18 protein-coding genes, 1 other RNA gene and 1 pseudogene are annotated in these 24,077 nt (G+C 53.7%); 15 read left to right on the top strand and 5 right to left on the bottom strand.

All coding sequences use genetic code 11. The features are described 5' to 3' along the window. The first annotated feature begins 66 nt into the window (after positions 1-66). The 7 genes from NTD87_RS03645 (at position 67) to NTD87_RS03675 (ending at position 8,201) form a co-directional block, all read left to right on the top strand. Positions 67-891, top strand: a complete 825-nt coding sequence (locus NTD87_RS03645; RefSeq protein WP_262111949.1) for a (Fe-S)-binding protein — start codon at positions 67-69, stop codon at positions 889-891. After that, positions 888-2,342, top strand: coding sequence for a LutB/LldF family L-lactate oxidation iron-sulfur protein (locus tag NTD87_RS03650; RefSeq protein WP_262111950.1), 1,455 nt, complete (start codon positions 888-890; stop codon positions 2,340-2,342). The genes NTD87_RS03645 and NTD87_RS03650 overlap by 4 nt, the downstream gene beginning before the upstream one ends. Beyond that, positions 2,342-3,013, top strand: a complete 672-nt coding sequence (locus tag NTD87_RS03655) for a lactate utilization protein C (protein WP_262111951.1) — start codon at positions 2,342-2,344, stop codon at positions 3,011-3,013. The genes NTD87_RS03650 and NTD87_RS03655 overlap by 1 nt, the downstream gene beginning before the upstream one ends. Next, positions 3,010-5,820: an FAD-binding and (Fe-S)-binding domain-containing protein gene (locus NTD87_RS03660; RefSeq protein WP_262111953.1), complete on the top strand. Its 2,811-nt coding sequence runs from the start codon at positions 3,010-3,012 to the stop codon at positions 5,818-5,820. Before NTD87_RS03655 ends, NTD87_RS03660 begins: the two co-directional genes overlap by 4 nt. A 166-nt stretch (positions 5,821-5,986) precedes the next feature. Next, positions 5,987-6,262 carry a hypothetical protein gene (locus NTD87_RS03665; protein WP_262111954.1) on the top strand — a complete coding sequence of 92 codons (276 nt, stop codon included), beginning with the start codon at positions 5,987-5,989 and terminating at the stop codon, positions 6,260-6,262. Positions 6,263-6,366: 104 nt separating this feature from the next. Continuing rightward, positions 6,367-6,760: a transfer-messenger RNA gene (gene ssrA, locus NTD87_RS03670) on the top strand. Positions 6,761-6,944: 184 nt separating this feature from the next. Further along, a complete protein-coding gene (locus NTD87_RS03675; protein ID WP_262112066.1) occupies positions 6,945-8,201 on the top strand; it encodes an integrase domain-containing protein in 1,257 nt (418 codons plus the stop codon). A 432-nt stretch (positions 8,202-8,633) separates the two neighbouring features. Here NTD87_RS03675 and NTD87_RS03680 read toward each other — a convergent pair whose 3' ends face one another. Both NTD87_RS03680 and NTD87_RS03685 read right to left on the bottom strand, forming a co-directional pair. Beyond that, on the bottom strand, positions 8,634-10,241 hold the full coding sequence (locus NTD87_RS03680; protein WP_262111955.1) for an ATP-dependent nuclease: 1,608 nt from the start codon (positions 10,239-10,241) through the stop codon (positions 8,634-8,636). Positions 10,242-10,624: 383 nt separating this feature from the next. Continuing rightward, positions 10,625-11,743: a hypothetical protein gene (locus tag NTD87_RS03685; protein ID WP_262111956.1), complete on the bottom strand. Its 1,119-nt coding sequence runs from the start codon at positions 11,741-11,743 to the stop codon at positions 10,625-10,627. A 386-nt stretch (positions 11,744-12,129) separates the two neighbouring features. On the opposite strand from NTD87_RS03685, the gene NTD87_RS03690 reads away from it, so the two are divergent. Further along, a complete protein-coding gene (locus NTD87_RS03690) occupies positions 12,130-12,459 on the top strand; it encodes a hypothetical protein (RefSeq protein WP_262112067.1) in 330 nt (109 codons plus the stop codon). Positions 12,460-12,547: 88 nt separating this feature from the next. Beyond that, the gene (locus NTD87_RS03695) at positions 12,548-13,516 is read left to right on the top strand and encodes a DUF932 domain-containing protein (protein WP_262111958.1); all 969 of its coding nucleotides are present in this window, start codon (positions 12,548-12,550) and stop codon (positions 13,514-13,516) included. Between the two features lie 398 nt (positions 13,517-13,914). On the opposite strand, the gene NTD87_RS03700 is transcribed toward NTD87_RS03695, so the two are convergent. Next, positions 13,915-14,259, bottom strand: a complete 345-nt coding sequence (locus NTD87_RS03700; protein WP_262111960.1) for a helix-turn-helix domain-containing protein — start codon at positions 14,257-14,259, stop codon at positions 13,915-13,917. A gap of 243 nt (positions 14,260-14,502) precedes the next feature. Here NTD87_RS03700 and NTD87_RS03705 point away from each other — a divergent pair, with 243 nt between their 5' ends. From NTD87_RS03705 to NTD87_RS03715, 3 genes and pseudogenes are all read left to right on the top strand, one after another. Next, entirely contained in the window at positions 14,503-15,174 is a 672-nt protein-coding gene (locus NTD87_RS03705) for a formyltransferase family protein (RefSeq protein ID WP_262111962.1), read from the top strand. Positions 15,175-15,369: 195 nt separating this feature from the next. Continuing rightward, the gene (locus NTD87_RS03710; protein ID WP_262111963.1) at positions 15,370-16,362 is read left to right on the top strand and encodes a toxin-antitoxin system YwqK family antitoxin; all 993 of its coding nucleotides are present in this window, start codon (positions 15,370-15,372) and stop codon (positions 16,360-16,362) included. A 651-nt stretch (positions 16,363-17,013) separates the two neighbouring features. Further along, positions 17,014-17,298: pseudogene (locus tag NTD87_RS03715) on the top strand (transposase domain-containing protein); the annotation flags it as partial. 245 nt (positions 17,299-17,543) lie between these two features. Here the strand turns inward: NTD87_RS03715 and NTD87_RS03720 are convergent. After that, positions 17,544-18,926: a TolC family outer membrane protein gene (locus NTD87_RS03720; protein ID WP_262111964.1), complete on the bottom strand. Its 1,383-nt coding sequence runs from the start codon at positions 18,924-18,926 to the stop codon at positions 17,544-17,546. A 112-nt stretch (positions 18,927-19,038) separates the two neighbouring features. Continuing rightward, on the bottom strand, positions 19,039-21,057 hold the full coding sequence (locus NTD87_RS03725) for an FG-GAP repeat domain-containing protein (protein ID WP_262111965.1): 2,019 nt from the start codon (positions 21,055-21,057) through the stop codon (positions 19,039-19,041). A gap of 506 nt (positions 21,058-21,563) precedes the next feature. Here NTD87_RS03725 and NTD87_RS03730 point away from each other — a divergent pair. The 3 genes from NTD87_RS03730 to NTD87_RS03740 are packed head-to-tail and all read left to right on the top strand — an operon-like array spanning position 21,564 to position 24,076. Then, positions 21,564-21,869: a hypothetical protein gene (locus NTD87_RS03730; protein ID WP_262111967.1), complete on the top strand. Its 306-nt coding sequence runs from the start codon at positions 21,564-21,566 to the stop codon at positions 21,867-21,869. Further along, entirely contained in the window at positions 21,850-23,157 is a 1,308-nt protein-coding gene (locus NTD87_RS03735; protein ID WP_262111969.1) for a type III PLP-dependent enzyme, read from the top strand. The genes NTD87_RS03730 and NTD87_RS03735 overlap by 20 nt, the downstream gene beginning before the upstream one ends. Before the next feature lie 10 nt (positions 23,158-23,167). Further along, a complete protein-coding gene (locus tag NTD87_RS03740; RefSeq protein WP_262111970.1) occupies positions 23,168-24,076 on the top strand; it encodes a hypothetical protein in 909 nt (302 codons plus the stop codon). The last annotated feature ends 1 nt before the right edge of the window (position 24,077 follow it).

The raw sequence follows: 24,077 nt of genomic DNA on the forward strand, positions 1-24,077 counted from the left end.
CTGAAAGCTTCCCGCTTTATAGTCAGCAGCCTCAGCGGACGGATAACCGGCCGAGAGACACGCCTGATGAGCGAGCTTTTTTACAACGCTGTGCCGAACGCGACCCGTGTCGCCCCGCCACTGCCTGAACCGCGCCAGTACCCCCGCGAGAAACCGCAGCGGGTCTACCTGTTCGGCACCTGTGTGGTCGACCTGTTTTATCCTGAAGCCGGGATGGACGCGATTCACCTGCTCGAACGCGAAGGCATTCGCGTTGAGTACCCGCAAGGGCAAAGCTGCTGCGGACAGCCGGCCTACACCTCGGGTTACACCGAACAGGCGCGGACCGTGGCGCGCTCGCAACTGGCGCTGTTTGCCGGGGATTATCCGGTGGTGGTGCCTTCGGGCTCCTGCGCGGGAATGCTGCGTGAGCATTACGCCGACTTGTTCAAGGACGAGCCGGACACGTTGAAACAGGTTCAAGCCCTCGCGGCGCGAACCTATGAACTGGCCGAGTTTCTGCTGTTCGTTTGCAAGGTGCAGTTCAAGGACAGTGGCGAGCCGGTCAAAGTGGCGCTGCACACCTCGTGCTCGGCGCGGCGGGAGATGAACACCCACTTGCATGGCCGCGAGTTGTTGGCGCAGTTGAGCAACGTGAAACGGGTCGATCACGACCACGAAAGCGAATGCTGTGGCTTTGGTGGGACATTCAGCGTCCGAATGCCAGACATTTCCGGTGCGATGGTCGCTGACAAGACCAAAGCCCTGAAGGAATCCGGCGCACACACGGTGCTGAGTGCCGACTGCGGTTGCTTGATGAACATCAACGGCGCGCTGGAAAAACAGAACGAAGCGTTACGCGGCCAACATCTGGCCAGCTTCCTCTGGCAGCGTACCGGAGGTGCTTCATGAGCACGCCGAAGCTGATTCCGACCGTAGAAGTGCAAGACGATTTTCGCGCACGAGCTCACAAGGCTCTGGGCGACACGCAACTGCGAAACAACTTTCGCAGCGCGATGGATTCACTGATGGCGAAGCGGGCAGCGTCCTTCAGCGATGCCCATGAAAGAGAACATTTACGCGTACTGGGCAATGCGGTCCGTGCCCGCGCGTTATCCAAGTTGCCCGACCTGCTCGAGCAACTGGAACAGAACCTGACCCGCAACGGTGTGACAGTGCACTGGGCGGAAACGGTGGACGAGGCCAATGGCATCGTCTTATCGATCATCCGCGCTCACGAGGCGCGGCAAGTGATCAAGGGCAAATCGATGGTCAGCGAAGAGATGGAGATGAACCATGTCCTTGCGGCTCAAGGTGTTGAATGCCTGGAGTCGGACATGGGCGAATTCATTGTCCAGCTCGATCACGAGAAGCCTTCACACATCATTATGCCGGCGATCCACAAGAATGCCGGTCAGGTCGCGTCCTTGTTCCACGACAAACTTGGCGTGGAATACACCAAGGACGTTGACCAACTTATTCAGATCGGTCGCAAAGTCTTGCGGCAGAAGTTCTTCGAAGCGGACATCGGCGTCTCCGGCGTCAACTTCGCCGTGGCCGAAACCGGCACCCTGCTATTGGTGGAAAATGAAGGCAACGGTCGCATGTCGACCACCGTGCCGCCGGTACACATCGCCGTCACCGGTATCGAGAAAGTCGTCGAAAACCTGCGCGACGTTGTACCGCTGTTGTCCTTGCTGACGCGCTCGGCCCTCGGCCAGCCGATCACCACCTACGTCAACATGATCTCCGGCCCGCGCAAGGCACATGAACTCGACGGCCCGCAGGAAGTGCATCTGGTGCTGCTCGACAACGGTCGCAGCCAGGCCTTCGCCGACAGTGAACTGCGCCAGACCCTGAACTGCATCCGCTGCGGCGCCTGCATGAACCATTGCCCGGTCTACACCCGCATCGGCGGCCACGCCTATGGCGAGGTTTATCCGGGCCCCATCGGCAAGATCATCACCCCGCACCTGGTCGGCCTGGCGAAAGTCCCGGACCACCCGAGCGCCTCGTCGCTGTGCGGCGCCTGCGGTGAAGTCTGCCCGGTAAAAATTCCGATCCCGGCACTGCTGCGCCGCCTACGCGAAGAAAACGTCAAAGCCCCGGACAGCCCTCATCAAGTGATGCGCGGCCAGGGCAGCAAGTACTCGCGCAAAGAGCGCTTCATCTGGAACGCCTGGGCGAAACTCAACAGTTCGCCGACGCTGTATCGGCTGTTCGGTTTCTTCGCCACCCGCCTGCGTGCCCTTACGCCAAGCAACATTGGCCCGTGGACGCAAAACCACAGTGCGCCAAAACCCGCCGCCCGCTCACTGCATGACATGGCCCGCGAGCATCTGGCCAAACAGGGAGATCGCTGATGAGCGCCAAGCAGAACATCCTCGCCAAACTGCGTAACAGTCTGACCGGAACCACGCCAGTGCCTGACAACTTCGACGAAGCGCTGGTGACCGAGCCTTACACCTACACGGCGGAACAGCGCATCCCGCAGCTGCGCACGTTAATGGAAGCGGTGCACACCGAAATCCATCTGACCAGCGAGCAAGGCTGGCCCGAGTTGCTCGCGCAATTGCTGCGCGACCGTCAGTTGCCGAGCCTGTTGATCGCACCGACTACGCCTCATGGTCAACGCGTCACGCAGCACTGGTCGAACAATCCCGACCTGCCCACACTCAAGGCCTACGACCGCCCAGTAGAAGAATGGAAAGCCGAGCTGTTCAACGACACCCCGGCCAGCCTGACCACCACCCTTGGCGCAATTGCCGCCACCGGCAGCCTGATCATCTGGCCCACACGCGAAGAACCACGGCTGATGAGCCTGGTGCCGCCGGTGCATTTCGCCTTGCTCAAGGCCAGTGAAATTCGCGACAACTTCTATCAGGTGCAACAAGAGTTCGAGTGGGCCCAGGGCATGCCGACCAACGCTTTACTGGTGTCCGGCCCGTCGAAAACCGCCGACATCGAGCAAGTCCTGGCTTACGGCGCTCACGGCCCGAAAGACCTGGTGGTGCTGATCCTGGAGGACCAATGAGTCTACCGGTCGCGTTCCTGCGCGATGCGCAGCAGCTGATCCCCCAAGAGCGGCGTTTCGACGATCCGCTCTCTACGCTGGCCTTCGGCACCGACGCGAGTTTCTATCGGCTGATCCCGAAACTGGTGATCCGCGTCGAGTCTGAAGACGAGGTGGTTGCGCTACTCAAACTGGCGCAACGTGATCAGGTCCCGGTGACCTTCCGCGCCGCCGGTACCAGCCTTTCCGGTCAGGCCATCAGCAACTCGGTGCTGATCGTCCTCGGCGATAGCTGGAACGGTCGCGAGATCCGTGGTCAGGGCACACAAATCCGTCTACAACCGGGCGTGATCGGCGCACAGGCGAACGCCTGGCTGGCACAGTTCGGGCGCAAGATCGGTCCCGATCCGGCGTCAATCAACGCCTGCAAAATCGGCGGTATCGTCGCCAACAATGCCAGTGGCATGTGCTGCGGCACCGCACAGAATACCTATCACACACTGGCCGGAATTCGGCTGGTACTGGCCGATGGCAGTCGCCTCGACACTGAGGACGCCGCCAGTGTCGCGGCATTTCGCAACAGTCACACGGAACTGCTGGAGCGTCTGGCGACGCTCGGCCGCGAGACCCGCGCCAATACCGAACTGGCCGCAAAGATTCGCCACAAATACCGTCTGAAAAACACCACGGGTCTGTCACTCAATGCCCTGGTGGATTTCGACGAGCCTGTGGATATCTTGAGCCATTTGCTGGTGGGCTCCGAAGGCACCCTCGGCTTCATCAGTGCGGTGACCTACGACACGGTGATCGACCATCCGAACAAAGCCTCGGCGCTGATCGTCTTCCCGGATGTCGAAACCTGCTGCAACGCCGTCACGGTGCTGAAAAGCCAGCCGGTCTCGGCCGTGGAACTGCTCGACCGCCGCAGCCTGCGTTCGGTGCAGGACAAACCCGGGATGCCAGCCTTCGTCCAGCAGCTATCGACCAACGCCTGTGCGTTGTTGATCGAATCTCGCGCCGCGTCGCCGTTATTGCTGCACGAACAACTGGCGCAAATCATGAGTTCGCTGGTCGCGTTCCCGGTGGAGAAACAAGTCGACTTCACTGAGGACCCAGCGGAAAACGCCAAGCTGTGGGCGATCCGCAAAGACACCTTCCCCGCCGTCGGCGCGGTGCGCAAAACCGGCACCACGGTGATCATCGAAGACGTGACCTTCCCGGTGGAGCAACTGGCGATCGGCGTGAACCGTTTGATCGAACTGTTCGACAAACACCACTACGACGAAGCGATCCTTTTCGGCCACGCACTGGAAGGCAATCTGCACTTCGTCTTCACCCAAGGCTTCAACAGTGCGAAGGAAGTCGCACGCTATCAGGCGTTCATGGACGACGTGGCGCAACTGGTCGCTGTCGAGTTTGGCGGTTCGCTGAAAGCCGAACACGGTACCGGACGCAACATGGCGCCCTTCGTCGAACTGGAATGGGGCAGCGATGCCTATCAACTGATGTGGCAGCTCAAACGCCTGCTCGACCCGAACGGCATCCTCAACCCGGACGTGGTGCTCAGCGAGGATCCGCAGATCCACCTCAAGCACCTGAAACCATTGCCGGCCGCCGACGACATTGTGGATAAGTGCATCGAGTGTGGCTTCTGCGAACCGGTCTGCCCGTCGAAAGGCCTGACCTTGAGCCCACGCCAACGCATCGTGATCTGGCGTGACATCCAGTCAAAAAAACGCGCGGGCATCGACACCTCAGAGCTGGAAGAGGCTTATCAATATCAAGGCCTCGACACCTGCGCCGCCACCGGACTGTGCGCACAACGCTGCCCGGTCGGAATCAACACCGGCGAGCTGGTGAAAAAACTCCGTAGCCGCACCGCAACCCGAACGAAAACCGCCAACTGGCTCGAAGGCAATTTCGCCACTGCACTGCAAGGTGCACGCTTCACGCTGCACGTGGCCAACGGTGCACGAATGCTGTTGGGTGCACCTCGGCTGACGAAGATTTCTGCTGCGCTGAGCAAGCTGTCCAAAGGGCAAATCCCGCAGTGGACCAACGCCATGCCACAGCCTGAGCGAGCGATTCGCTTCAGCCCGACGGTGACCGACGAGCGCCCGCGAGTGGTTTATCTGGCGGCGTGTGTGTCGCGGGTCATGGGCCCGGCGGCCGGGGACAGCGAACAAACGTCGCTCTACGACAAAACTCGTGGCCTGCTGGAAAAGGCCGGTTACCAAGTAGTCTTTCCGGACAATCAGGACAACCTCTGCTGCGGCCAGCCGTTCGCCTCCAAAGGCTATGCCGAACAAGCCGAACACAAACGCCAGGAACTGATCGGCGCATTGCTGCACGCCAGCCGTGGCGGGCTCGACCCGATCTATTGCGACACTAGCCCTTGCACCTTGCGCCTGATGCAAGACCTCGGCGATGTGCGCCTGGACCTGTACGACCCGGTGCGCTTCATTCGTACCCATTTGATGGACCGACTGGACTTCACGCCGCAGGAAGAACCGATTGCCGTGCACGTCACCTGCAGCACTCAGCACCTCGGCGAGAGCCAGGCGTTGATCGATCTGGCGCGGCGTTGCAGTAAAACCGTGGTGATCCCCGAAGGCATTCACTGCTGCGGGTTTGCCGGCGACAAGGGTTTCACCACACCTGAACTGAACGCTCACTCACTGCGCACGTTGAAAGACGCCGTGCAGCATTGCAGCGAAGGCATCTCCACCAGCCGCACCTGTGAAATCGGCCTGAGCCAGCATGGCGGGATCGACTACCACGGATTGGTTTACCTAGTGGACCGGGTGACCCAGGCCAGGACGGTCTGAAATCGAAGCCATCCAGCAAGGGGCACTCTGCCCCTTTGCTGTACGCCCCTGCCGACGAAAAACTTCTCTATTTCTCACCCCTTCGCCAGAACCCTCGTGCGCCGCTACAGTCTATCTGTTAAGCCCAAGCCCCCTTGGTTCCCGACGTTGTTCAAGGAGAGACCCCATGAAGCGATCCGCCCTGGTCGGACTGCTTATCTGCGCAACACTGACAACCTCCCACGCTGTTGCCTCAAACGAGAGCGATCTGTGCGCGAGGAACCTTCAAACACTCACCAGCGAACTGTCCAACGCGACCAAACTGGATGCCGCCACCCAAAGCGACGCCACGAGCAAACTCCAGCAAGCCAAATCTGCGTATGCCGCGAAAAACGACAGGGAATGCGTAGCCTTGACGCAGCAGGCGCTGCAGTCCGTTCAAAGCCACAAGAACAGCCCGTAACCCGGCCCTGACACGCAAGCGCGGACAGAAGGTCGACTCGCCACACGCATTGGCGTACACTACACACGCTTGCTGCTCAAATTGATTCACAGAGCAGTGAGCTCGGGGCCGTTTAGGATTCGACGCCGGTTGCGAAACTTTAGGTGCATGCCGAGTTGGTAACAGAACTCGTAAATCCACTGTTGCAACTTCCTATAGTTGCCAATGACGAAACCTACGGGGAATACGCTCTCGCTGCGTAAGCAGCCTTAGCCCTTCCCTCCTGGTACCTTCGGGTCCAGCAATCATCAGGGGATGTCTGTAAACCCAAAGTGATTGTCATATAGAACAGAATCGCCGTGCAGTACGTTGTGGACGAAGCGGCTAAAACTTACACAACTCGCCCAAAGCACCCTGCCCGTCGGGTCGCTGAGGGTTAACTTAATAGACACGGCTACGCATGTAGTACCGACAGCGGAGTACTGGCGGACGGGGGTTCAAATCCCCCCGGCTCCACCAAATAATCATCTAAAGACGTCCACGGACGTCTTTTTTGTGCCTAAAATCCAGTAAATACAAGACTTTAGCGTCTATTAGGGTCCGCGGACATCCGACAGAATCCACATCACCTGGTATTCCACATGGTATTCCAAGCCCTTCAGTGGTAATTTTTGGAATACCGAATGATGTCATGGAATACCTCATGTGCGCCCAAGCCACCCGCCTCTCTGATCGCCAGCTCAAAGCTGTAAAACCGAAAGACAAGGACTACGTCCTCAGTGATGGGGATGGCCTACAGCTGCGAGTGAGAATCAATGGCTCTACGCTATGGAACTTCAACTATCGGCAGCCGGTTACCAAGAACCGTATCAACATGGGCCTTGGCACCTACCCAGAACTTTCGCTCGCGCAAGCCAGGAAGAAAACGGTCGAAGCCAGAGAGCTTCTCGCGCAGGGCATCGACCCGAAAGAACATCGTAGCGCGCTGGAGCAAACAAAAAGGCAAGCAACTGAGCACACATTCGAGAACGTGGCGTCCGCTTGGTTTGAACTGAAAAAAGATTCCGTCACTCAGGCTTATGCCGAGGACATCTGGCGTTCGCTCATACTGCATGTATTTCCAACGCTAGGAACAACACCTATCTCGCAGATCAATGCCCCGACGGTCATCGAACTGCTGCGCCCTCTTGAAACCAAAGGCAGCCTGGAGACAGTGAAGCGACTGACCCAACGGCTCAACGAGATCATGACCTACGGCGTGAACTCGGGAATGATCTTTGCCAACCCTCTCAGCGGCATCCGGGCTGTTTTCAAAAAGCCGAAAAAGCAAAACATGGCCGCCCTACGCCCCGAAGAGCTGCCAGAGCTTATGGTAGCCATCGCCAATGCGAGCATAAAAAGAACAACACGTTGCCTGATTGAATGGCAGCTCCATACCATGACCCGCCCTGCGGAAGCCGCCACGACATCCTGGGCTGACATCGACCTCGACAAGAAAACCTGGACGATCCCAGCAGAGCGCATGAAGAAGCGACGTGCTCACGTCATACCGCTGACTGAACACGCACTTGCTCTGCTTGAGACAATAAAACCCTACAGCGGCCACAGAGAGTATGTGTTCCCTGCTGATAGAGATCCACGAACTCATTGCAACAGCCAGACTGCAAACATGGCCCTGAAACGTATGGGCTTTGAAGGTCGATTGGTGAGCCATGGCATGCGCTCCATGGCCAGCACCATCCTGAACGAACAGGGATGGGACCCCGAGTTGATCGAGGTCGCACTTGCGCATGTAGACAAAGATGAGGTGCGCAGTGCCTACAATCGTGCGGATTACATTGAGAGAAGGCGCCCCATGATGATCTGGTGGAGTGAACACATCCAGCAAGCCGCTACCGGCAGCTTGTCGGTCTCAGCTATTCAGGGAACAAGGGGCCTGAAAATAGTATCGATGCGTTGATCTACATCTCAACTAATCTGGAGCGCCGGATAATCGCATCGACTTGACCAGAGACGTGCATTCATATTAACCACCGCTTGCACCCGGCTTGAGCAGCACAGGCCGTAGTGATGACCGACTGCACTCGCCTCAAGCGTCAGTCGACTACGACAGCGAACACGGGCACGCTCTACATCGTCGTCGACGCTTCCAATCAACCCCAAATGCGCATAGGTCCGATTACCTATGCGCCACTGCCGCTATGTGCATTGATCAAAGGAAACCGTTTGCGCCCTGATGCCAAATTGTGGACGCCTCAAAAACGCCAGAAAGGGCCAGTCACGGAGCAATACGACAACAGATGGGGGGCAGCGCAGTTCTCTCGGCAGCGGACCGCCCCCCAGCTCGATTCCAGCACTCGGAAATAGCTGCCGGCTGCTGGCCCGCTGAGCCTCAAGTGTTGCAGGCGTTGATGAAGGCGCACAACTCGTCAAGCCGCTGCTCCAGGTCCAGGACCTTGAGGTTTACCCGATTGTGCTTCAGATAGTGGCTGGCTACGTCTACCTTGTTGCCGGTGCGCTCCGGGTCTGGCTTTTTTGCCTTGGAGAGTTCGGCGTCCACTTCATACTTCAACAGGTTTGCCCACATCCCGCTGCCGACCGAGCGCACCATCGAGGGGTGAACCTGTTTCAAGCTCACTCTGAGCGCGGCTTCATCCAGGTAGTTTTCAATTTCGCGGCCTTCGGTTACCCAGGCCAAGCCGTTGCCTGCAGTGAACTCTGCCTGCAGACGCCGCTTGGTGTCAGTCAGCACCGCATCCGGCCCGGCTTTGTCGCTGTCGAACACAATGGCAGAGTTGCGGTTCAAGCGGCGCAGTGAAATCAGGTCGTCCAGCGCCGTCTCGCTGGCAGTAAGATGGCTGAACAACCGCCCCCCATAGAACATGATCGAGTAATGCAGGCCTTCCTTCAGGCTGGAGTTTTTTGCCCGCAACCAACTGTTGAGGTACATCCGGTCCGAGGGGCCCTCGACCCAGATCACGCAGTTAGCCTGCAACAGGTCTGCGGCCTGGTAGCCCAGACGGTCAAGTACCTCTGCAATATTGGCCTCAGCAATCTTCTGGCCCTGCGCCTGGAAGATCTTGATGTCGCTGCTGACTGCGGCGTTGATCAGGGCCGCCGAATGGGTACTGATCACCAATTGAAGGGTCTTCTTCTTGGCGATCTGCAAGACTCGCTCGAACATGCGCCGCTGCAGTTTGGGGTGCATGTGCACTTCAGGCTCTTCGAGCAGGCAGATGCTGTCATCCTGCACGTTACTGAGCCAGTGGAGTATTGCTGCACAGGCTTTCCAACCGGACGGATACCAGCTGGCTTTGACATTGTTGGGCATATCCATTCGCGATTGCCCCAGGTCATCCTGGTTGCTCAGCCAGGTAGAAGCCACGCCGTCCTCTCTGGCGTTGATGACATTGCCGTCCAGTGGTACGCGAGTGGGCTCGGCATAGTGCTTCCAGTCGATCATTCCGGTGAGCAGTTCGGCGTGAGCGTTGAGGTGTTCCAGCGCTTGGGCGTCCACGTTCAGGGATGGGCCGCCACAATTCAGATATTCGATTTGAACGCCTTCGGCTGGAGGAATTTTTCCGTCAGCCGGATGCTCGGTAAATCGGTCCAGCAATTTTTGAGCGATTTTCTCGAACTCGCCACCAGCAGGCCTGTAACCCATTTTGCAAATGACTTTCTGAAACGTTTCGTCCAGAGGGGAAGGAGTGAACCGATACAGGTAAGCGCGACCATCCTTGAGCTCGATACAGAACTCCGGGGTGCAGCCATACTCCGGGTTGTCCCGCGCGAGACTGGGCAATACATCCGGCCAGCGCAAGGCCCGGATCATGTCGATGACAGTGGATTTACCAGTGCCATTTTCGCCGATCAGAAGGTTGACCGTTGCCAGCTCCAGACCTCTCATATGCTCGACAGCCTTGTCATAGTTGACATGCTGGTCCTGAATATTGGCATTGAGCCGGCGAATGGATTTGAAACCAATGGACTTGATATGCATAAGTGGGTACTTCTTCCTTGAGTCGATCGAGCGGCCGGCCACTCTAGCAGACCCCCGCTGCCTCGCTCAAAACCACTTCCAGGTTACATCAGCACCAGCCGGTTCTCATCGATATCAGTCCGATTGTAGAGGGCGATTTAGAGAAGCTGGACGGCCTCATTCGAAAGCTGGACAACGTACCGACTTTGGAGGGCAGAACGCCAAATGAGATCGATGCGATAAAGGACCACCCCTAAGATTCCGAGGCCTACCGACTGCCTGCCGCCTGAGGCGGCAGGCCGGTGTCGCCCCATAGCTACCGGTCGCAGCGTGAGGCAATCGGCCAAGCACGGTCAGTAGCATCCTCGCGCAGAGCATCTGGAAGTCGGACTAGGCGTTTCAAATCATGCCGTTTGAAAGCTGCGGCACCAATTGAGAAGCACATGCCTTGCAATATAATTAAAGGTGTGCAGATTTATCGGAACCTCTTTTCTTTTCCACTCGCGATTCAAATAATCTTTCTCTCTTTCAATGCATGGCCTTTCTTCGTACTTAAACGGAGGTTTTGACATTAATGATGGGAAGCGCTGGCCAGCGTGGAGATACTTGGAGCGGTAATTATAAATTGTCGATAAGCATTTTCTAATGCTTTCCGGCTCCCAGCAAATACGAACCGCTTCGTTCTTCGGCCTGCTGCTTGGCTCGGCGGGGAGGTTGCGAAGGCAGAAGTCGATGAATCTTGCAGTTGCCTTAAGTGTGGGAGCAACAATAAGAGCCGCACGTTCTGTAATTGCACTATCAGTACTATCCTGCAGCACATCAAACAAATTTGGAAATCCGTCTTTAAGCTGTTGTGTGGGCAGCACCTCAGATTCATCTTCTGTTGCCGCTGCTGTTTCGAGTGCTGAAACCATCAAAATCCAGCTTAAATTAGGATCATGCTCGACCATCTCAAGCGCATCTTTATACAAGCATGAAGCCCTTATAAACGCTCTGTAACGTTCAGGCGATGCCATGGCCAGATTTTCCAAGTCGCATAATTCTTTATCAGGATACACGGAGCCTGTAATATCGGGCAAAATAGGAAAATGTTCTGGAACAGCCAGGCGAGGTGGTACGAAAGCCTCTGAAAAGCATGGTTCACCATAGAGATCGCCAACTATCGATCCAGGCGAATGAAACCGTCTACTCATCCCTGTGCAAAAATTCTTGATGCCCAAGCCTATAGATATAAGGCCAGAGATTTCATCCCCTACACTGGTTTCAAAATGTAGGGTTTCTTGTTTTTCACTTTTTGAAGTATTATTTATATATAATTTCACCCTCGCAGTGATAAGTACTTGGGCGCTTTCCCGTTTTGCCATGTTGTTGAAGAAAAATGTATAAGGCCCGACAACAATATTATTCTTATAAGACAATATTGCGTTTGGCGCAAAAAACTGATACTCCTCCATCATAAACCAATCATCATGCGCTGCGCGCTTCCAGTTTTCCAACGACCAAGGTAGTGAGCTATTGGGCACGACTGCTTTCCTTAATGTGTTTATTAAATGCATAAGCGAACAAGCTAGATACATTAATTGGTAGCGAATACTGATTGTTAGGGGGAGCCTAAGACGCTTATGATTTAGGATGTCACCACAACATTCGGCCTTGTCGATAAGATCTTAGATCTGCTGCTCAGAAAATTTCCGTGTGTCTTCTCCGGGGCCACCAACTGCTAACTGATTATCACAGAACTCCCTCGCTGGCCGCGATTTTACCGCCGAAGACTGGTTCCACCGTAGAAGCGTCCGTGATGCTGGCTCCTTGTAGTCGGCTTTTCATCTTGCCTCGATCCAAACTCAACATTGAAATGCATTTCAAGCCTATATCACTGCGATGATCATCCACCATGGAAACCCCAGCCATGTCATTGCAGTGTCCTCGCTGTAACTCCCCCAAAATCGCTTCCCTCAGAACAGCCACGACGATTGGTGCCCTTATTGGCTCGCTCGGTGGCGCTACCCGTGGAGCGTATTCCGCACTCGCCAGCAGTCGAATTGGCGCAACTGTCGGCGTCATTGCCGGTCCGCTTGGCATCACCCTCGGCACCGTTTCCGGCGCAATCCTTGGCGGGCTGATCGGCGGCGCAGGTGGCTGCGAGCTTGGCGGTCAACTCGGTGAAAAGTTGGACCGCCATGTGCTCGCCAACAACCTCTGCCAGACATGTGGGCATCGTTTCAACCTGCCCGCTTAATCAGCGCCCCCTCCTCCTCAATTACCCCCGATCAGTGCTGCGTTCTGCGCAGCATTTATGCCGACCTATACCCAAAGGAATCACGCTCATGGCACATCTCATTGAACAAATGGCTTACGTTGGCACAACTCCCTGGCATGGCCTAGGCAACCAGCTCTCCCCCAAACAACCGCTGGAGATTTGGCAACGCGAAGCTGGGATGAACTGGCAGATCCAAGAAAGCCCAGTTCACTTCAAGGCCGATAACATCGGTAACCTCGGCACCATTCACTCGTTTCCAGAGCAGAAGGTGCTCTTTCGCTCTGACACCAAAGCTCCGTTATCGGTGGTCTCCAATCGCTATCAGGTCGTGCAGCCACGTGACGTCCTGGAGTTTTACCGGGACCTGAGCGAAGTCTCGGGTTACGAGCTGGAAACCGCTGGCGTGCTGAAAGGAGGGCGCAAATTCTGGGCATTAGCCCGAACCGGCCAATCGACCGCCTTGAAGGGCAACGATCAAATCAATGGCTATTTACTGCTGGCCACCTCCTGTGACGGCACACTAGCCACCACAGCCACCCCCACCACCGTTCGCGTGGTCTGCAACAACACCTTGAGCATCGCCTTGGATGGCACCACTCACGCCATCAAGGTGCCACACAGCACGCGCTTTAATCCGCAACTAGTCAAAAAGCAGCTGGGGATCGCGGTCTCGCAATGGGACGAATTCATGTACCGGATGCGACACCTGGCCGAACGCAAGGTCCAGTACCAGGAGGCTACGGGCTTTTTTATGAACGTGCTGTGCGACACCCAGCCCCACGCCACCCTCCCGGAAGTACTCCCGAACGAACGAGCCCTGCGTAAGGTTCAAAGTCTGTATGAAGGTCAAGGCCGAGGGGCCACCCTGGAGTCCGCTCGCGGCACTGCTTGGGGGTTACTGAACGCCGTGACGGAGTACGTCGATCATGAACGACGGGCGAGGAGTTCTGAGTATCGAATGGATTCGGCCTGGTTTGGCCAAGGCGCGGTAATCAAACAAAAAGCGCTGGATACAGCCCTGCAATTCGTTGCGTGAGCCAGCCACAGAAAACGTCTAGTCAGTGCTCGCTGGTTAGACGTTTTTTATGCTCTATGGAAACTTCAAGGAGAAGCGGATCCTGGGAGGTAGAACACTGCATAAATGCCCCCCTGCCCCCCATCACCAGTGGAGAACCGGGCTCAATAAATGATGGAGCCAAATCTTCTGACCTGCTCTTTCAGTACAAAATCAATAGGTGCGAGACGACCATGTCATTACTTCGATTTATTTTTTTCGTGTATGCCTTTATCGCCATACTGGCCGGCTCCGGCGCTTTCGTGCTAACGGTCACCCTACTGTTTCGCTTTCCGCTTCTATTCGTCACGGCAGCGCTGACGTGCTTGATGTTCTGGATACTACTCATGCCCTCTTTCGACACGACCGCCGAACAGTGACTAACGTCTTAGGCGGGTGACTAAACGCTCGACCAACTCGACCACCAGTTGCCGGTCCGACTGATCCAGAGATTCCAGTAAACGACTGATCCGACCAGCCTGATCGTCTGCCAGAGGACTGACTTCGCTCAACAGCTCTGCCGCCTCACAGCCGAATATTTCGGCAAATTCCAAGAGACGGGCGATATTGGGAATCACGATCCCCCGCTCGATACGTGAAACCGCCTCATTACCCACCCCCAACCGCTCCGCGACCACCTCCTGGGTCAGGCCACAACGCACCCGCTGTTTGGATATGGCGCGGCCAACGCTGCCTGCCAATTGCTTCTGATCGATTTCTGCCATATCGCCCTCCCATCTCAACCTGGATGGTTGGGCATCGCCCCATTGACATGAAGAACACCAAAAGTTGAGAATCAACCTTTAAGGATGATTTCAACCCATTTATGTCCACAGCAAAAAAGGATTTTTCATGTCAGAGATGAAAGGCAGTGAGCAATGGCTCTACGAAGAACAAGGCGAGCGTAAAGGTATCGATGAACAACAGATTGTCTCCCTGATCCATTTAAGGACGTTGAGGTAAGCGTTATGAGCAACGAGCAAGCGAAAAAAGAGTCAACGCAAGAAGCAATAATCCCGAGGCTTATAAAGCCTGTATCGAACCGCAAGTCGAAGGTGTTGTTTCTAGGATACTCGGAAGAACGAACCAAACTGATCGATGAGCTTGTTAAGCTTAACTGTGAGGTCTGGCATACTGAAGAGAAAATAAAATCTACATCTGACTACGATCTAGTTATCAGTTACGGATACAGGCACATTCTTCAGAAAGACGTCATAGAAAGTTCTCAAGCACTTATCGTAAATTTACACATTTCATATCTACCATGGAATCGTGGCGCCCATCCTAATTTTTGGTCTTTTTATGATTCCACTCCAAGCGGAGTGTCTATTCATCTGATAGATGAAGGCATAGATACTGGACCTATCATCTACCAAAAATACGTAAACTTCCGCGCGAACGAACAAACATTCTCCCAGACATACAAAAGACTAATACAAGAGATAGAACAGCTTTTTAAAGAGAACATTGAAAGCATCGTAACAAATAACTTTATCGCCATACCGCAAAGAAGAAAAGGCTCTTACCATCGCTCATCTGACCTATTTAAAAACTTTAGCAACTGGGATTCCGACATCCAAACCGAAGTAACCAGACTAGACAAGACTTTATCAGAGAATCAAGGAGGGGCCACACGCTAAAAACTAACCGCCGAGAGATTAGCGACCGCCCCTTCTTACACAATCGCAGAGTTATCTGCTAACCATAACGACTCCATAGAACGTGCTACAAGCGTAATACGCAGCGTTCCCAAAGATCCACTTCCCCTGCTTAATCTCGTTAATCGCAAGAAGCGGACCGGAAACCCCGACAACAATGCTCTAGGACTCAACACAATGAAATACCTTTCTCTACTTGCCATCTCTGCAAGCTTACTATCCCTCACAGGCTGTGGCTCTAGTGAGCTAGACTTCAGAAATACCCAAATTTCGAATGGAAAAATATATGAAGGTAAAGAAAATAAGCCGTTCACTGGGCTTGTGACGAATATGCCTGAAAGCACTATCCCTATGGCTAACAGCTTTAATGACTTGCTTGTTAGTTACAATGAGGCCATGAAGAAACTCAAGGCAGCCGAAAACCTCGGCTATGGGCGACGTCTTGTGTGTAACTCAGAGGTTAAAGACGGTTACCTGTCAGGCCAAACAATCTGTTACAAACCCAATACATCCCTCAAACGCTACACAGCTCAATATGAGGCAGGCAACCTTGACGGTGAGGTAACAGTTTACGCTCTAGATGGAGCTACCGTATTGGCCAAAGCAGGCTTCAAGAACAATCTAAGGGACGGCAAGACTGAGATTTACGGTCCTAACACAGGCAAGTTGGTCGGTGAGTACCGCTACACCAATGGAAAGGCCGACGGAGATCAAATCTCTTGGGACGAAAACACAGGGAAAATGACTTATCACGTCACGGCCAAAGACGGTTCCTATGTGAGTCCTATGAAACTATGGACACCCGAGGGTGTGCTCACTGCCGAAGTTCCATTTTTGAATGGTATGAGAACAGGACTAGTCAAGACATGGCATGAAAACGGAAAGCCTATGAAGTTCGTCACCATGGTAGACGGCATAAGAGATGGTCCATCCCAAGAGTGGGACGAGGCTGGCAAGCTCATCAGCTCTGGTAACTACAAACGGGAAGCGTGGTATCCAGACGAAGCCCCCATAGCAAAAGAATCCACTATGGTTTCCACCGAGGATAATTCCTGCGCCACCAAATGGATTGATGCGTTCCATAACGAAAATGGCGAGGATGCCATGATCACCAGCGACCAACTTGGCGAATGGGACCAGTGGTGCACAGAAGGCAAACTACCGAACTAAAATACGCCAAATCGAAACGCCTCAGAGATCCACCCCAGCAAGGGGATAGTCATCTGAGGCTTTTTTTGGTCTTCACGGAATCTCATCGCCTCGTCATCGAGCGCTTCAAGGTGTTCACGTACGGCGCGAGTACTGAGTGACGCGTCGACCTCTTGGGACAGACCTAAAAGCGTATTGCCAACATGACGATCGCCTTGGCGCGGTCGTCAGACAGACTCGCCGATGCGCTCTTCGAGGTCAGTTGCGGAAACGATTGTATCCGCAGCAGCCGACTTGTCCGAATGCCAGAATCGAGTACGAGGCGGGGTTTAACACCCGCCGTCCTCTCACCGTACATACGGTTCCGTACACGTCACACTCATGAAATCCCTGACCAAAGCCCAAAATGAGTTTTTGCACGCAGAACCAGGGATGACTGAATCAACAGTCGAGTACAATCTCCCCAAACACTTTCATAGGGTTCACATGAAGCTCCTCAACACCTACGATGATCGAGACGACGCCGAAGAGGCTGCCGAGAAGTTGACCGGCGACAAGCGCCTGGCCAGCGAGCGTGATGCCACTGTAGTTATCTACAACCTGTTTGGAATCCCCAGTTGGGGCAACTTCCATCGCTTGGGCATGTACAACCAGGGCGAGCTTAAGACCCTGCTGGAGCGCTACGTGGAGGCTGGGTTTTTACCGATCGACAACAACGCCGCCGAAAGAGCGATAAAGCCGTTTGTGATCGGGCGCAAGGCTTGGCTGTTCAGCGACACGCCCAAAGGCGCGACGGCCAGCGCTCAACTTTACAGTCTGGTCGAGACCGCCAAAGCCAACGGCCAGGAGCCCTATACGTGGCTGCGCCACGTACTGGAGAGGCTGCCACATGTGCAGTCGGTAGCGGATTACGAAGCACTATTGCCATGGAACTGCTCGCCAAAGATGCCACGGTAAACGAGGCGGTAGTCTAGCGGTAGGTGTGGTTCATGGATCGCATACCGATTAGAGGAACGAGCCAAGAGTTAAAGACAGGAAAGGTCTGTTTTTCGACCGACTCATGATTTTTTGAACCTCAAGTAGCGAGGGCATGAAAAATCGGTGGGTACTTTAGACCTTCCTTAGACACTTAGTTATGGTCACGGTCGTGCTTATTTAGTAACCGGCTAACTTCCATAGAATAGCCAGGCCCGCACATTCATTTAAAGATCAGGCAAGGCCTGTTCGGAAGGGCTGTCTACTCCAAGCAGCTGAAGCAGCGTATTCTGTACCACCGCATAGTTAATAGCCGCATCATATCGATCAAACTTAGCCGAAGAGCTACTGCTTAATGCCTGAAAAACGTCCTGTTCCACGCTGAGTAAATCATTCAAGCTCCGATAACCCAGCTTATATTCATTCTGGTATACATCTCGGGTATGATTTGCAATATCCACCTGATAAACACTGGTGCGAACGCGAGAGTCTGCTCCGTGCCAATTACTCAAAGCGGTTGCGGTTTTTTGCTCTGCATCCAACCACGCTTGATTAACACTCGCTTTTGAGGAGTCCAACGCCTCATACGCCTGTAGTATACGAGCGGAGATAGCACCCCCCTGGTAAATCGGCAAGTCAACTGACACGCCGACCTGATTTTCCCAGATTGGAATTGAGTTATTAAAATCACGCTGATATTGATGAAGACGAGAAGCATTAAAGCTAAAGGTAGGCATGTGTTGCGCCTTAGTCGCACCGAGTACAGCATCTGCAGCTTTTTCTTGTGCAATGGCTGATCGCACAGAGGGAATTGATCCATAATCAATCATGTTTTGTTTTTGCGGGAGTTCCTGTAAAAGCGCAACGGGAAGATCCGCTAAAGAATCCACGTTCTTGCCAGTCAATTGCGCAAGATTGACTTTTGCATTGTCTAACTGATTACGGTATTGCTCTAGAGTTGTATTTAAGGCAGCTACGCGGCTTGCCGCCTGTAAAGCATCAGACGACGAGCTCAGGCCCGCATTCAATCTCAACTCTGCAATCCCCTTAACATTTTCTAAAGAGGCGATCATCTTTTTAGTGATTTGGACAATATCTTGATAACGCTTAACGCTAGAATACGCCAACAACGTATCGCCCGTCACCCCAGTAACTGCACTCATCAAGTCATTACGATAAGACTCTGTGAGATAGGTCTGATTCTTTATAGATCCCGTAGTTTTCCCAAAATCATAGATAAGCTGTTTTAACTGCGGCCCATATACATATTCACCACGTTGACTGTAACTATTTGACAGACTAACCTGTGGGTAATAAGCGCTTTTCGCCTCATCCTTCTGCGCCTCACCTTTCTTGATTTGCGAAAAAGCCTTACTAAGCGCAGGACTACGTGCGTACGCCAAAATTATTGCGGCTTCCGGGGTCAAAAACGAAGTATCGCTTACATTGAGCGTTTGTAAGGTCTCCTCGTGAGCGGACCATGCGAAAGCTGGCTGCATGGCCATCAACAAAATAGCTAATTTAGGGACTAAACTGTGCGCTTGGCTTATAATAAGAACATCTTTAGTTTTTCTTGAGTACACCGAAGACACATCCGAATCCCTGCGCATATAGAACTCCTACCACTAAATTTGATATTTTTATAAGCTGGGTTTAACCACCCAACGCAGTGTTTGTACAACGGATGGAGCGACGCCTGGTACACCGCTCCCCCCTACCGTCTTAGACAATCAGCTGATGATTAACCATCAAGGTCTCCAAATCCGTCACCACGTTATTAAGCGTCAGCACAACTGTCGGCGTAAACGTCCCGCCCGTACCGTCGCGATCTATGCTGATATGGGTGTTGGTGCAATCATTCGTGACACTCAAATAATTCATCAGCCCCTCTGACGCTTTATCCAACACATTCTTGTTGGTCGTCGTATCGTGATACACATAGGCGGTGCCTGTGTAGCCATGCAGTAACGCGCTCAGGTCAATGACACTGGCAGAGGCTACGCTCGTAGTATTCCCCATCGTGAACCCAATCGCCGTATCACTGCCGTTGTCGCCGCTCGCGTCACTGTTGTTGAGGTTGGTGAGGTTGGTGAAGCTCAACATCGCATGCCCACCCGTGCTGCTGATGGTGTAGGTATCATTCCCTCCGCGCCCATCAAGAAACGAGTTCACATTCGCGGTGCTGTTGGCTGTCAAGTTGTCGTTACCCGCGCCCCCAATCAATCCTTCGATATTGGTCAAGGTCACCGTATCAAAACCGGTGTTCTGCACGGTGGTGGTATTCAGATTCACGGTGATCGACGTGGTGCCGGCCAGGGTAAAGTCCAGAATGTTTTCGCCCCCGCCAATCACCCACGCCGGTGTCCCGAAATGATTCAGCCAGCCGCCACCACCGTTATAGGTGTCAGCTCCTGCCGTCGCAAAGAAGGTGTCGTTATAGCCGGTGCCAATGAAGTTGCCATTAGCGCTGTGACTACCGGCTTCGGCGGACAATACATAGTTGTGGGTCGCCAAAGTGGCGGTTAACCCAGTCCAGGTGGCGTTGACGTTCTCAATGGTGTTGCCACCGAAAGTCGCCTGTCCGCCCACATCACTGGACGTACCGCTCACGCCGTTCACAGTGCTCACACTGTTTAGCAACACTGCGGTATAGGTTTCCAAAGCACTGAGGCCATAGAAGTACACTAAAGCAGAAGAGTTATTAGTGGTTAAACCACCTTGTGGGTTTATTATTTTAGAAGAGACCAACACCCCCGAAAAGTTATACAACTGAACGGTACTTGCGCAATAGACATTCAAGCCATCAGGATCGAAAATTTGTAAATGCAAACTGGTTCCGTCGGTGACCGGATTGTTATTTATTATATAAGGCAAGTGAATAGCAGCGTCAGCATTTACCATCAAATCAACTGCACCACCCCAATTAAAGTCCCAAGGGGTGACGCCAAGAAATTCACTTCGTACGAGTGTTGAGAGATTCGCTCCTAGGCTAAACACCCTACCCTCTTGATTCGTATACAGCGCGATATTGCCGCTTATACCATACGCAGACACTTCAATCACGTCCATCTTGCCATCGTGATTCCAGTCGATAGCCAGAGACCCAGAGCCGTTCAAATTATCGGTAAAATACGTCGCCGTCCCGCCAGTGGTTCCAGCGGCAGTGGCAAAACCACCATGACCATCATTCCAGTAAATACGACTCGCGTTACTGTCAGAGGCATTGATCACGTCCCGTCCTTTGTTCAGGTACAAATCCATAAAGCCATCGTTATTAAAATCGGCCCAAGTCATGGCCACAGCGGTCCCAGTAGCGAGGACAGGCGTGATAAATACCCCCGACAGGCTCCTCAACACAAAGGAGTTCGTGGTTGACTGGTCATTCATAAAGGTTATCAGGGCAAAGTTACCACTGGCATTGGTGTGTTCAATGATGTCCACCATGCCGTTGTTTTTCAGGTCAACCGCAGATACTTCCGCGTAGTTATTCACCGTGCCAGTGCCCGTCGGCCGCCCGGTACCCGTCGTGGCGGTACCGTTCATCCAAGCTAGTGTCCCAGCCGTATTGGTCACAAAGGTAAGAGAGGTGTTGGCGCGGGAGCCCAACGCAAAACCCAGATACCCATCACCGGTTTTATCATAGGCTACTATGCCTCCATAACCCCGGCTGTCACCACTCAAATTCACAGTATTGGTATAATTTTTATCATCCGCCGCCGTTACAACATAAAACCGCCCCAAGAACTTATACGTGGTTGCCAGACTAGCCGATCCAGGAAAGCCCGGTTCATTTCAAAGCCGACGTTATCGCCCCCTTGGGCACCACTCACTCGCTCCCGGAACACAAGGTGCTGTACCGCTCCGACACCCACGCGCCGCTGCCTAACCCTGCTGTTGTTGCTGTACCACGAACCACCCTCCAGGTTTTGCGATAGCTGAATAATGGATGACGTAAACGGCCAACCGGCCTGGTAAAGAGCCTGTATAGAATATCGGCTTTCGAAGCCGATGCACTTTTAAGGATTACCAGGCGCGACTCTCATCGTGGCGCTGGGGCATGCCCCAAATAGACGCCGGATAGATTTAAGCAAGCCAATCACATCGCCCGTTAATCAGTATTGCAAAAATGGGGGTGACCATAGATTACTCTATGAATTCAGGGAGAATTTCCGTTGCAATCTCAAGCAAATCTCAGTGTCCGCCAAGGATATGATCACTCTTACGACGTTTAAAGGGCTGTCAAATTCATGAGCTTTTCACCAAAAACGGCACGGGCATTCATTCTCTCATCGCTGGAAAACATAGGCGTTGACCAAGATAAGTTACAGGCCATAAACCACGGCGCGGAAATCTACGGTCCGCAGGGACTATTGGACTCCATACATCTAGTCGGCCTTATCTCAGAAATTGGTGAATGGGTCGACAACACCGCAGGTAATTCCGAGAGTTTCTTCGATATTCTCGATGACGATCTGTTCGACAACTTTAAAGATATCAATCGAATCGAATCGTTATTAAACGGAAAATTCAGCCATGTCAGCTTTTGCTCCTGATAGTCAATATATCCACACCGACAAAATTGAAGACATCCCCTATCAGCTACTGGCCGATAAAGTGCCCACGCCTTTTTATGCGTACAGTGCCACACAGATAAAAACAGATTTTGCCGAGCTTAAACGCACGCTTCCCCAGGGGATAGATTATTTCTACTCCCTCAAGGCCAACCCGAACAAAGCGCTGGTTGCTCTATTGCACCAGGCAGGAACGGGCTGCGAAGTATGTTCCCTGGTGGAGTTGGAAATTGCATTACGTCAGGGTGTGGCGCCGGGCGATATTATTTTCGTCGGGCCAGGCAAACATATAAATGAGTTAACGCAGTGTTGCCTTGCCGGCATTAAAGCCGTGGTGGTCGAATCAATCGAAGAAATGGTTTTACTCAATGATATTGCCGCCGGCCTGGGGGTAACCCAGAACATTGCCCTGCGTATCAACCCCGACTTCAGCGGCGAAAAAGCCAAGTTGGTGATGAGCGGCAAACCCCGGCAATTTGGTATTGATGAACAGCTACTGCCGCAGGCTTTTGCCGGTCTCAGGCAGCTTCCGCAGCTGCGTCTGGCAGGGATCCATATTTATCTCGGCACCCGGATTCTTGACTGGCAGGCGCTTGCCAACAATACGCAAAATATCCTGACACTGGCCGCCACGCTTCAGCATACATATGAAATAAACCTCGACTTTGTTGATGTGGGTGGTGGCTTTGGGGTGCGCTATTTTGACAAAGAAAAAGCACTCGATCTGGCCGCTCTGGGAGAGGCACTGCTGCCTGTCGTGAACGACTACCGTCAGTGTTTTCCACGCTGCAAAATCGTTATTGAGCTAGGCCGCTTCCTGATCGCGAGGGCGGGCATTTTTGTCACGAGGGTTAACTACCTTAAGCCTTCCCGCGATGAGTGGTTTGCGGTGTGTGATGGTGGTGCCAACTGCCACGGCAGTGCTGCTGGCATCAACTCATTGATCCGTCGAAATTTCCCGATGGCGCGCCTTGGCCCATCTCGGCATAACGACCAGCATCGTTATCAAGTGACCGGCCCCCTGTGTACGCCCACTGACTTACTGGGCGAAAACATCATGCTCGCCGAGCTTCGTTCGGGGGATCTGATCGGTATCGGGCACTCCGGTGCCTATGGTGCCAGTGCATCACCGGTGGGCTTTTTAAGTTTCGGTCACCCGGCAGAAGTGCTTGTCGAAAATGACCAGGCCTTTCTGATCCGCACGGCAGATAGCGTAGACACAATGCTGGCCCCCCAGGTGTGCCAGCGTTTGCCTTTGGCCAACTCCTGAAGGAATCCCTATGTCCCTGGAGTTTGCGGCATCTCATATCCTGTGGCGTCAGTTTGAAAGGAATAACGATGCGCCCGCCGTAGACGACGGGCAAATAGAAAAAGTGAAGGACTTCGTCAACGCCTTTTTCCATTCACATGGCCATACGGGTCAGGCCCAGGACCATCATGCCTTCCGCTGGTACGCCGCACAAAACCAGACGTTTAGGACGATGCTGAAACAATTGGTCGGGGAGCTGGGAAACCAGATTTTACTCAATGACCTGGATCTGGTGGTGCTGACCCACTGGACGCCGGACGTAGAGATCGGATGTTCGGTGACCAATGCCATTATTTATGAGACGGGTTCCCACGACGCCTTTGGTATTGCCATCAGCGATCATGGTCTGAGCAGTACTTTTCTAGCGCTACAAGTCATTGAGGATTATCTCGACGACATGGACCGAGGCAGCCATGAGAAAAAGGCCTTACTGATGATCGCCGACCAGGATGCCATCCTGTATAGCAGCCCCTGCCTGGCCAGTTTCAGCCCTACGGCCAGCGCCTGTGTCGTAATGTTGCGCAGCTTGCGAGGCGAACATACCGCAGGCCAATCCGGAAGTATTGCGTTTAAACACTATCGAAAAGTCCCTTTCCCGGCCACCCGCCAGGCACTGGATGCCTTGCTCGCCACGTTGGATATGTTCACTTCCGAGGAAGAATTACTGCCGCTGGTGATTCTGACCACCCCGTGTTTTGCCGGACAGTTGCGGCAGCATGCGCAGCTGGCAACTAACCGCATCGAGAGCTGGGATGAGGCGTTACTCTCTTCAGCCCCCTGGGTCCGGTTAAAAGAACTTGCGACGGACAGCAACCGTATTTTATTGGTGCTGCCGGAGGGTAAGTATCTAGTCTGCGCGGGCTTCGTGGCGGAGGCCTAAA

It is taken from the genome of Pseudomonas sp. 6D_7.1_Bac1 (assembly GCF_025465945.1).
Taxonomy (GTDB): domain Bacteria; phylum Pseudomonadota; class Gammaproteobacteria; order Pseudomonadales; family Pseudomonadaceae; genus Aquipseudomonas.

Excerpts from the sequence above, each read along its gene's own strand:
- NTD87_RS03740 (WP_262111970.1), top strand. The coding sequence starts at position 23,168 with ATGTCCCTGGAGTTTGCGGCATCTCATATCCTGTGGCGTCAGTTTGAA.
- NTD87_RS03655 (WP_262111951.1), top strand. The coding sequence starts at position 2,342 with ATGAGCGCCAAGCAGAACATCCTCGCCAAACTGCGTAACAGTCTGACC.
- NTD87_RS03730 (WP_262111967.1), top strand. The coding sequence starts at position 21,564 with ATGAGCTTTTCACCAAAAACGGCACGGGCATTCATTCTCTCATCGCTG.
- NTD87_RS03680 (WP_262111955.1), bottom strand. The coding sequence starts at position 10,241 with ATGCATATCAAGTCCATTGGTTTCAAATCCATTCGCCGGCTCAATGCC.
- NTD87_RS03675 (WP_262112066.1), top strand. The coding sequence starts at position 6,945 with ATGTGCGCCCAAGCCACCCGCCTCTCTGATCGCCAGCTCAAAGCTGTA.
- NTD87_RS03650 (WP_262111950.1), top strand. The coding sequence starts at position 888 with ATGAGCACGCCGAAGCTGATTCCGACCGTAGAAGTGCAAGACGATTTT.
- NTD87_RS03695 (WP_262111958.1), top strand. The coding sequence starts at position 12,548 with ATGGCACATCTCATTGAACAAATGGCTTACGTTGGCACAACTCCCTGG.
- NTD87_RS03690 (WP_262112067.1), top strand. The coding sequence starts at position 12,130 with ATGTCATTGCAGTGTCCTCGCTGTAACTCCCCCAAAATCGCTTCCCTC.
- NTD87_RS03720 (WP_262111964.1), bottom strand. The coding sequence starts at position 18,926 with ATGCGCAGGGATTCGGATGTGTCTTCGGTGTACTCAAGAAAAACTAAA.
- NTD87_RS03735 (WP_262111969.1), top strand. The coding sequence starts at position 21,850 with ATGTCAGCTTTTGCTCCTGATAGTCAATATATCCACACCGACAAAATT.
- NTD87_RS03645 (WP_262111949.1), top strand. The coding sequence starts at position 67 with ATGAGCGAGCTTTTTTACAACGCTGTGCCGAACGCGACCCGTGTCGCC.
- NTD87_RS03700 (WP_262111960.1), bottom strand. The coding sequence starts at position 14,259 with ATGGCAGAAATCGATCAGAAGCAATTGGCAGGCAGCGTTGGCCGCGCC.
- NTD87_RS03705 (WP_262111962.1), top strand. The coding sequence starts at position 14,503 with ATGAGCAACGAGCAAGCGAAAAAAGAGTCAACGCAAGAAGCAATAATC.
- NTD87_RS03660 (WP_262111953.1), top strand. The coding sequence starts at position 3,010 with ATGAGTCTACCGGTCGCGTTCCTGCGCGATGCGCAGCAGCTGATCCCC.
- NTD87_RS03710 (WP_262111963.1), top strand. The coding sequence starts at position 15,370 with ATGAAATACCTTTCTCTACTTGCCATCTCTGCAAGCTTACTATCCCTC.
- NTD87_RS03665 (WP_262111954.1), top strand. The coding sequence starts at position 5,987 with ATGAAGCGATCCGCCCTGGTCGGACTGCTTATCTGCGCAACACTGACA.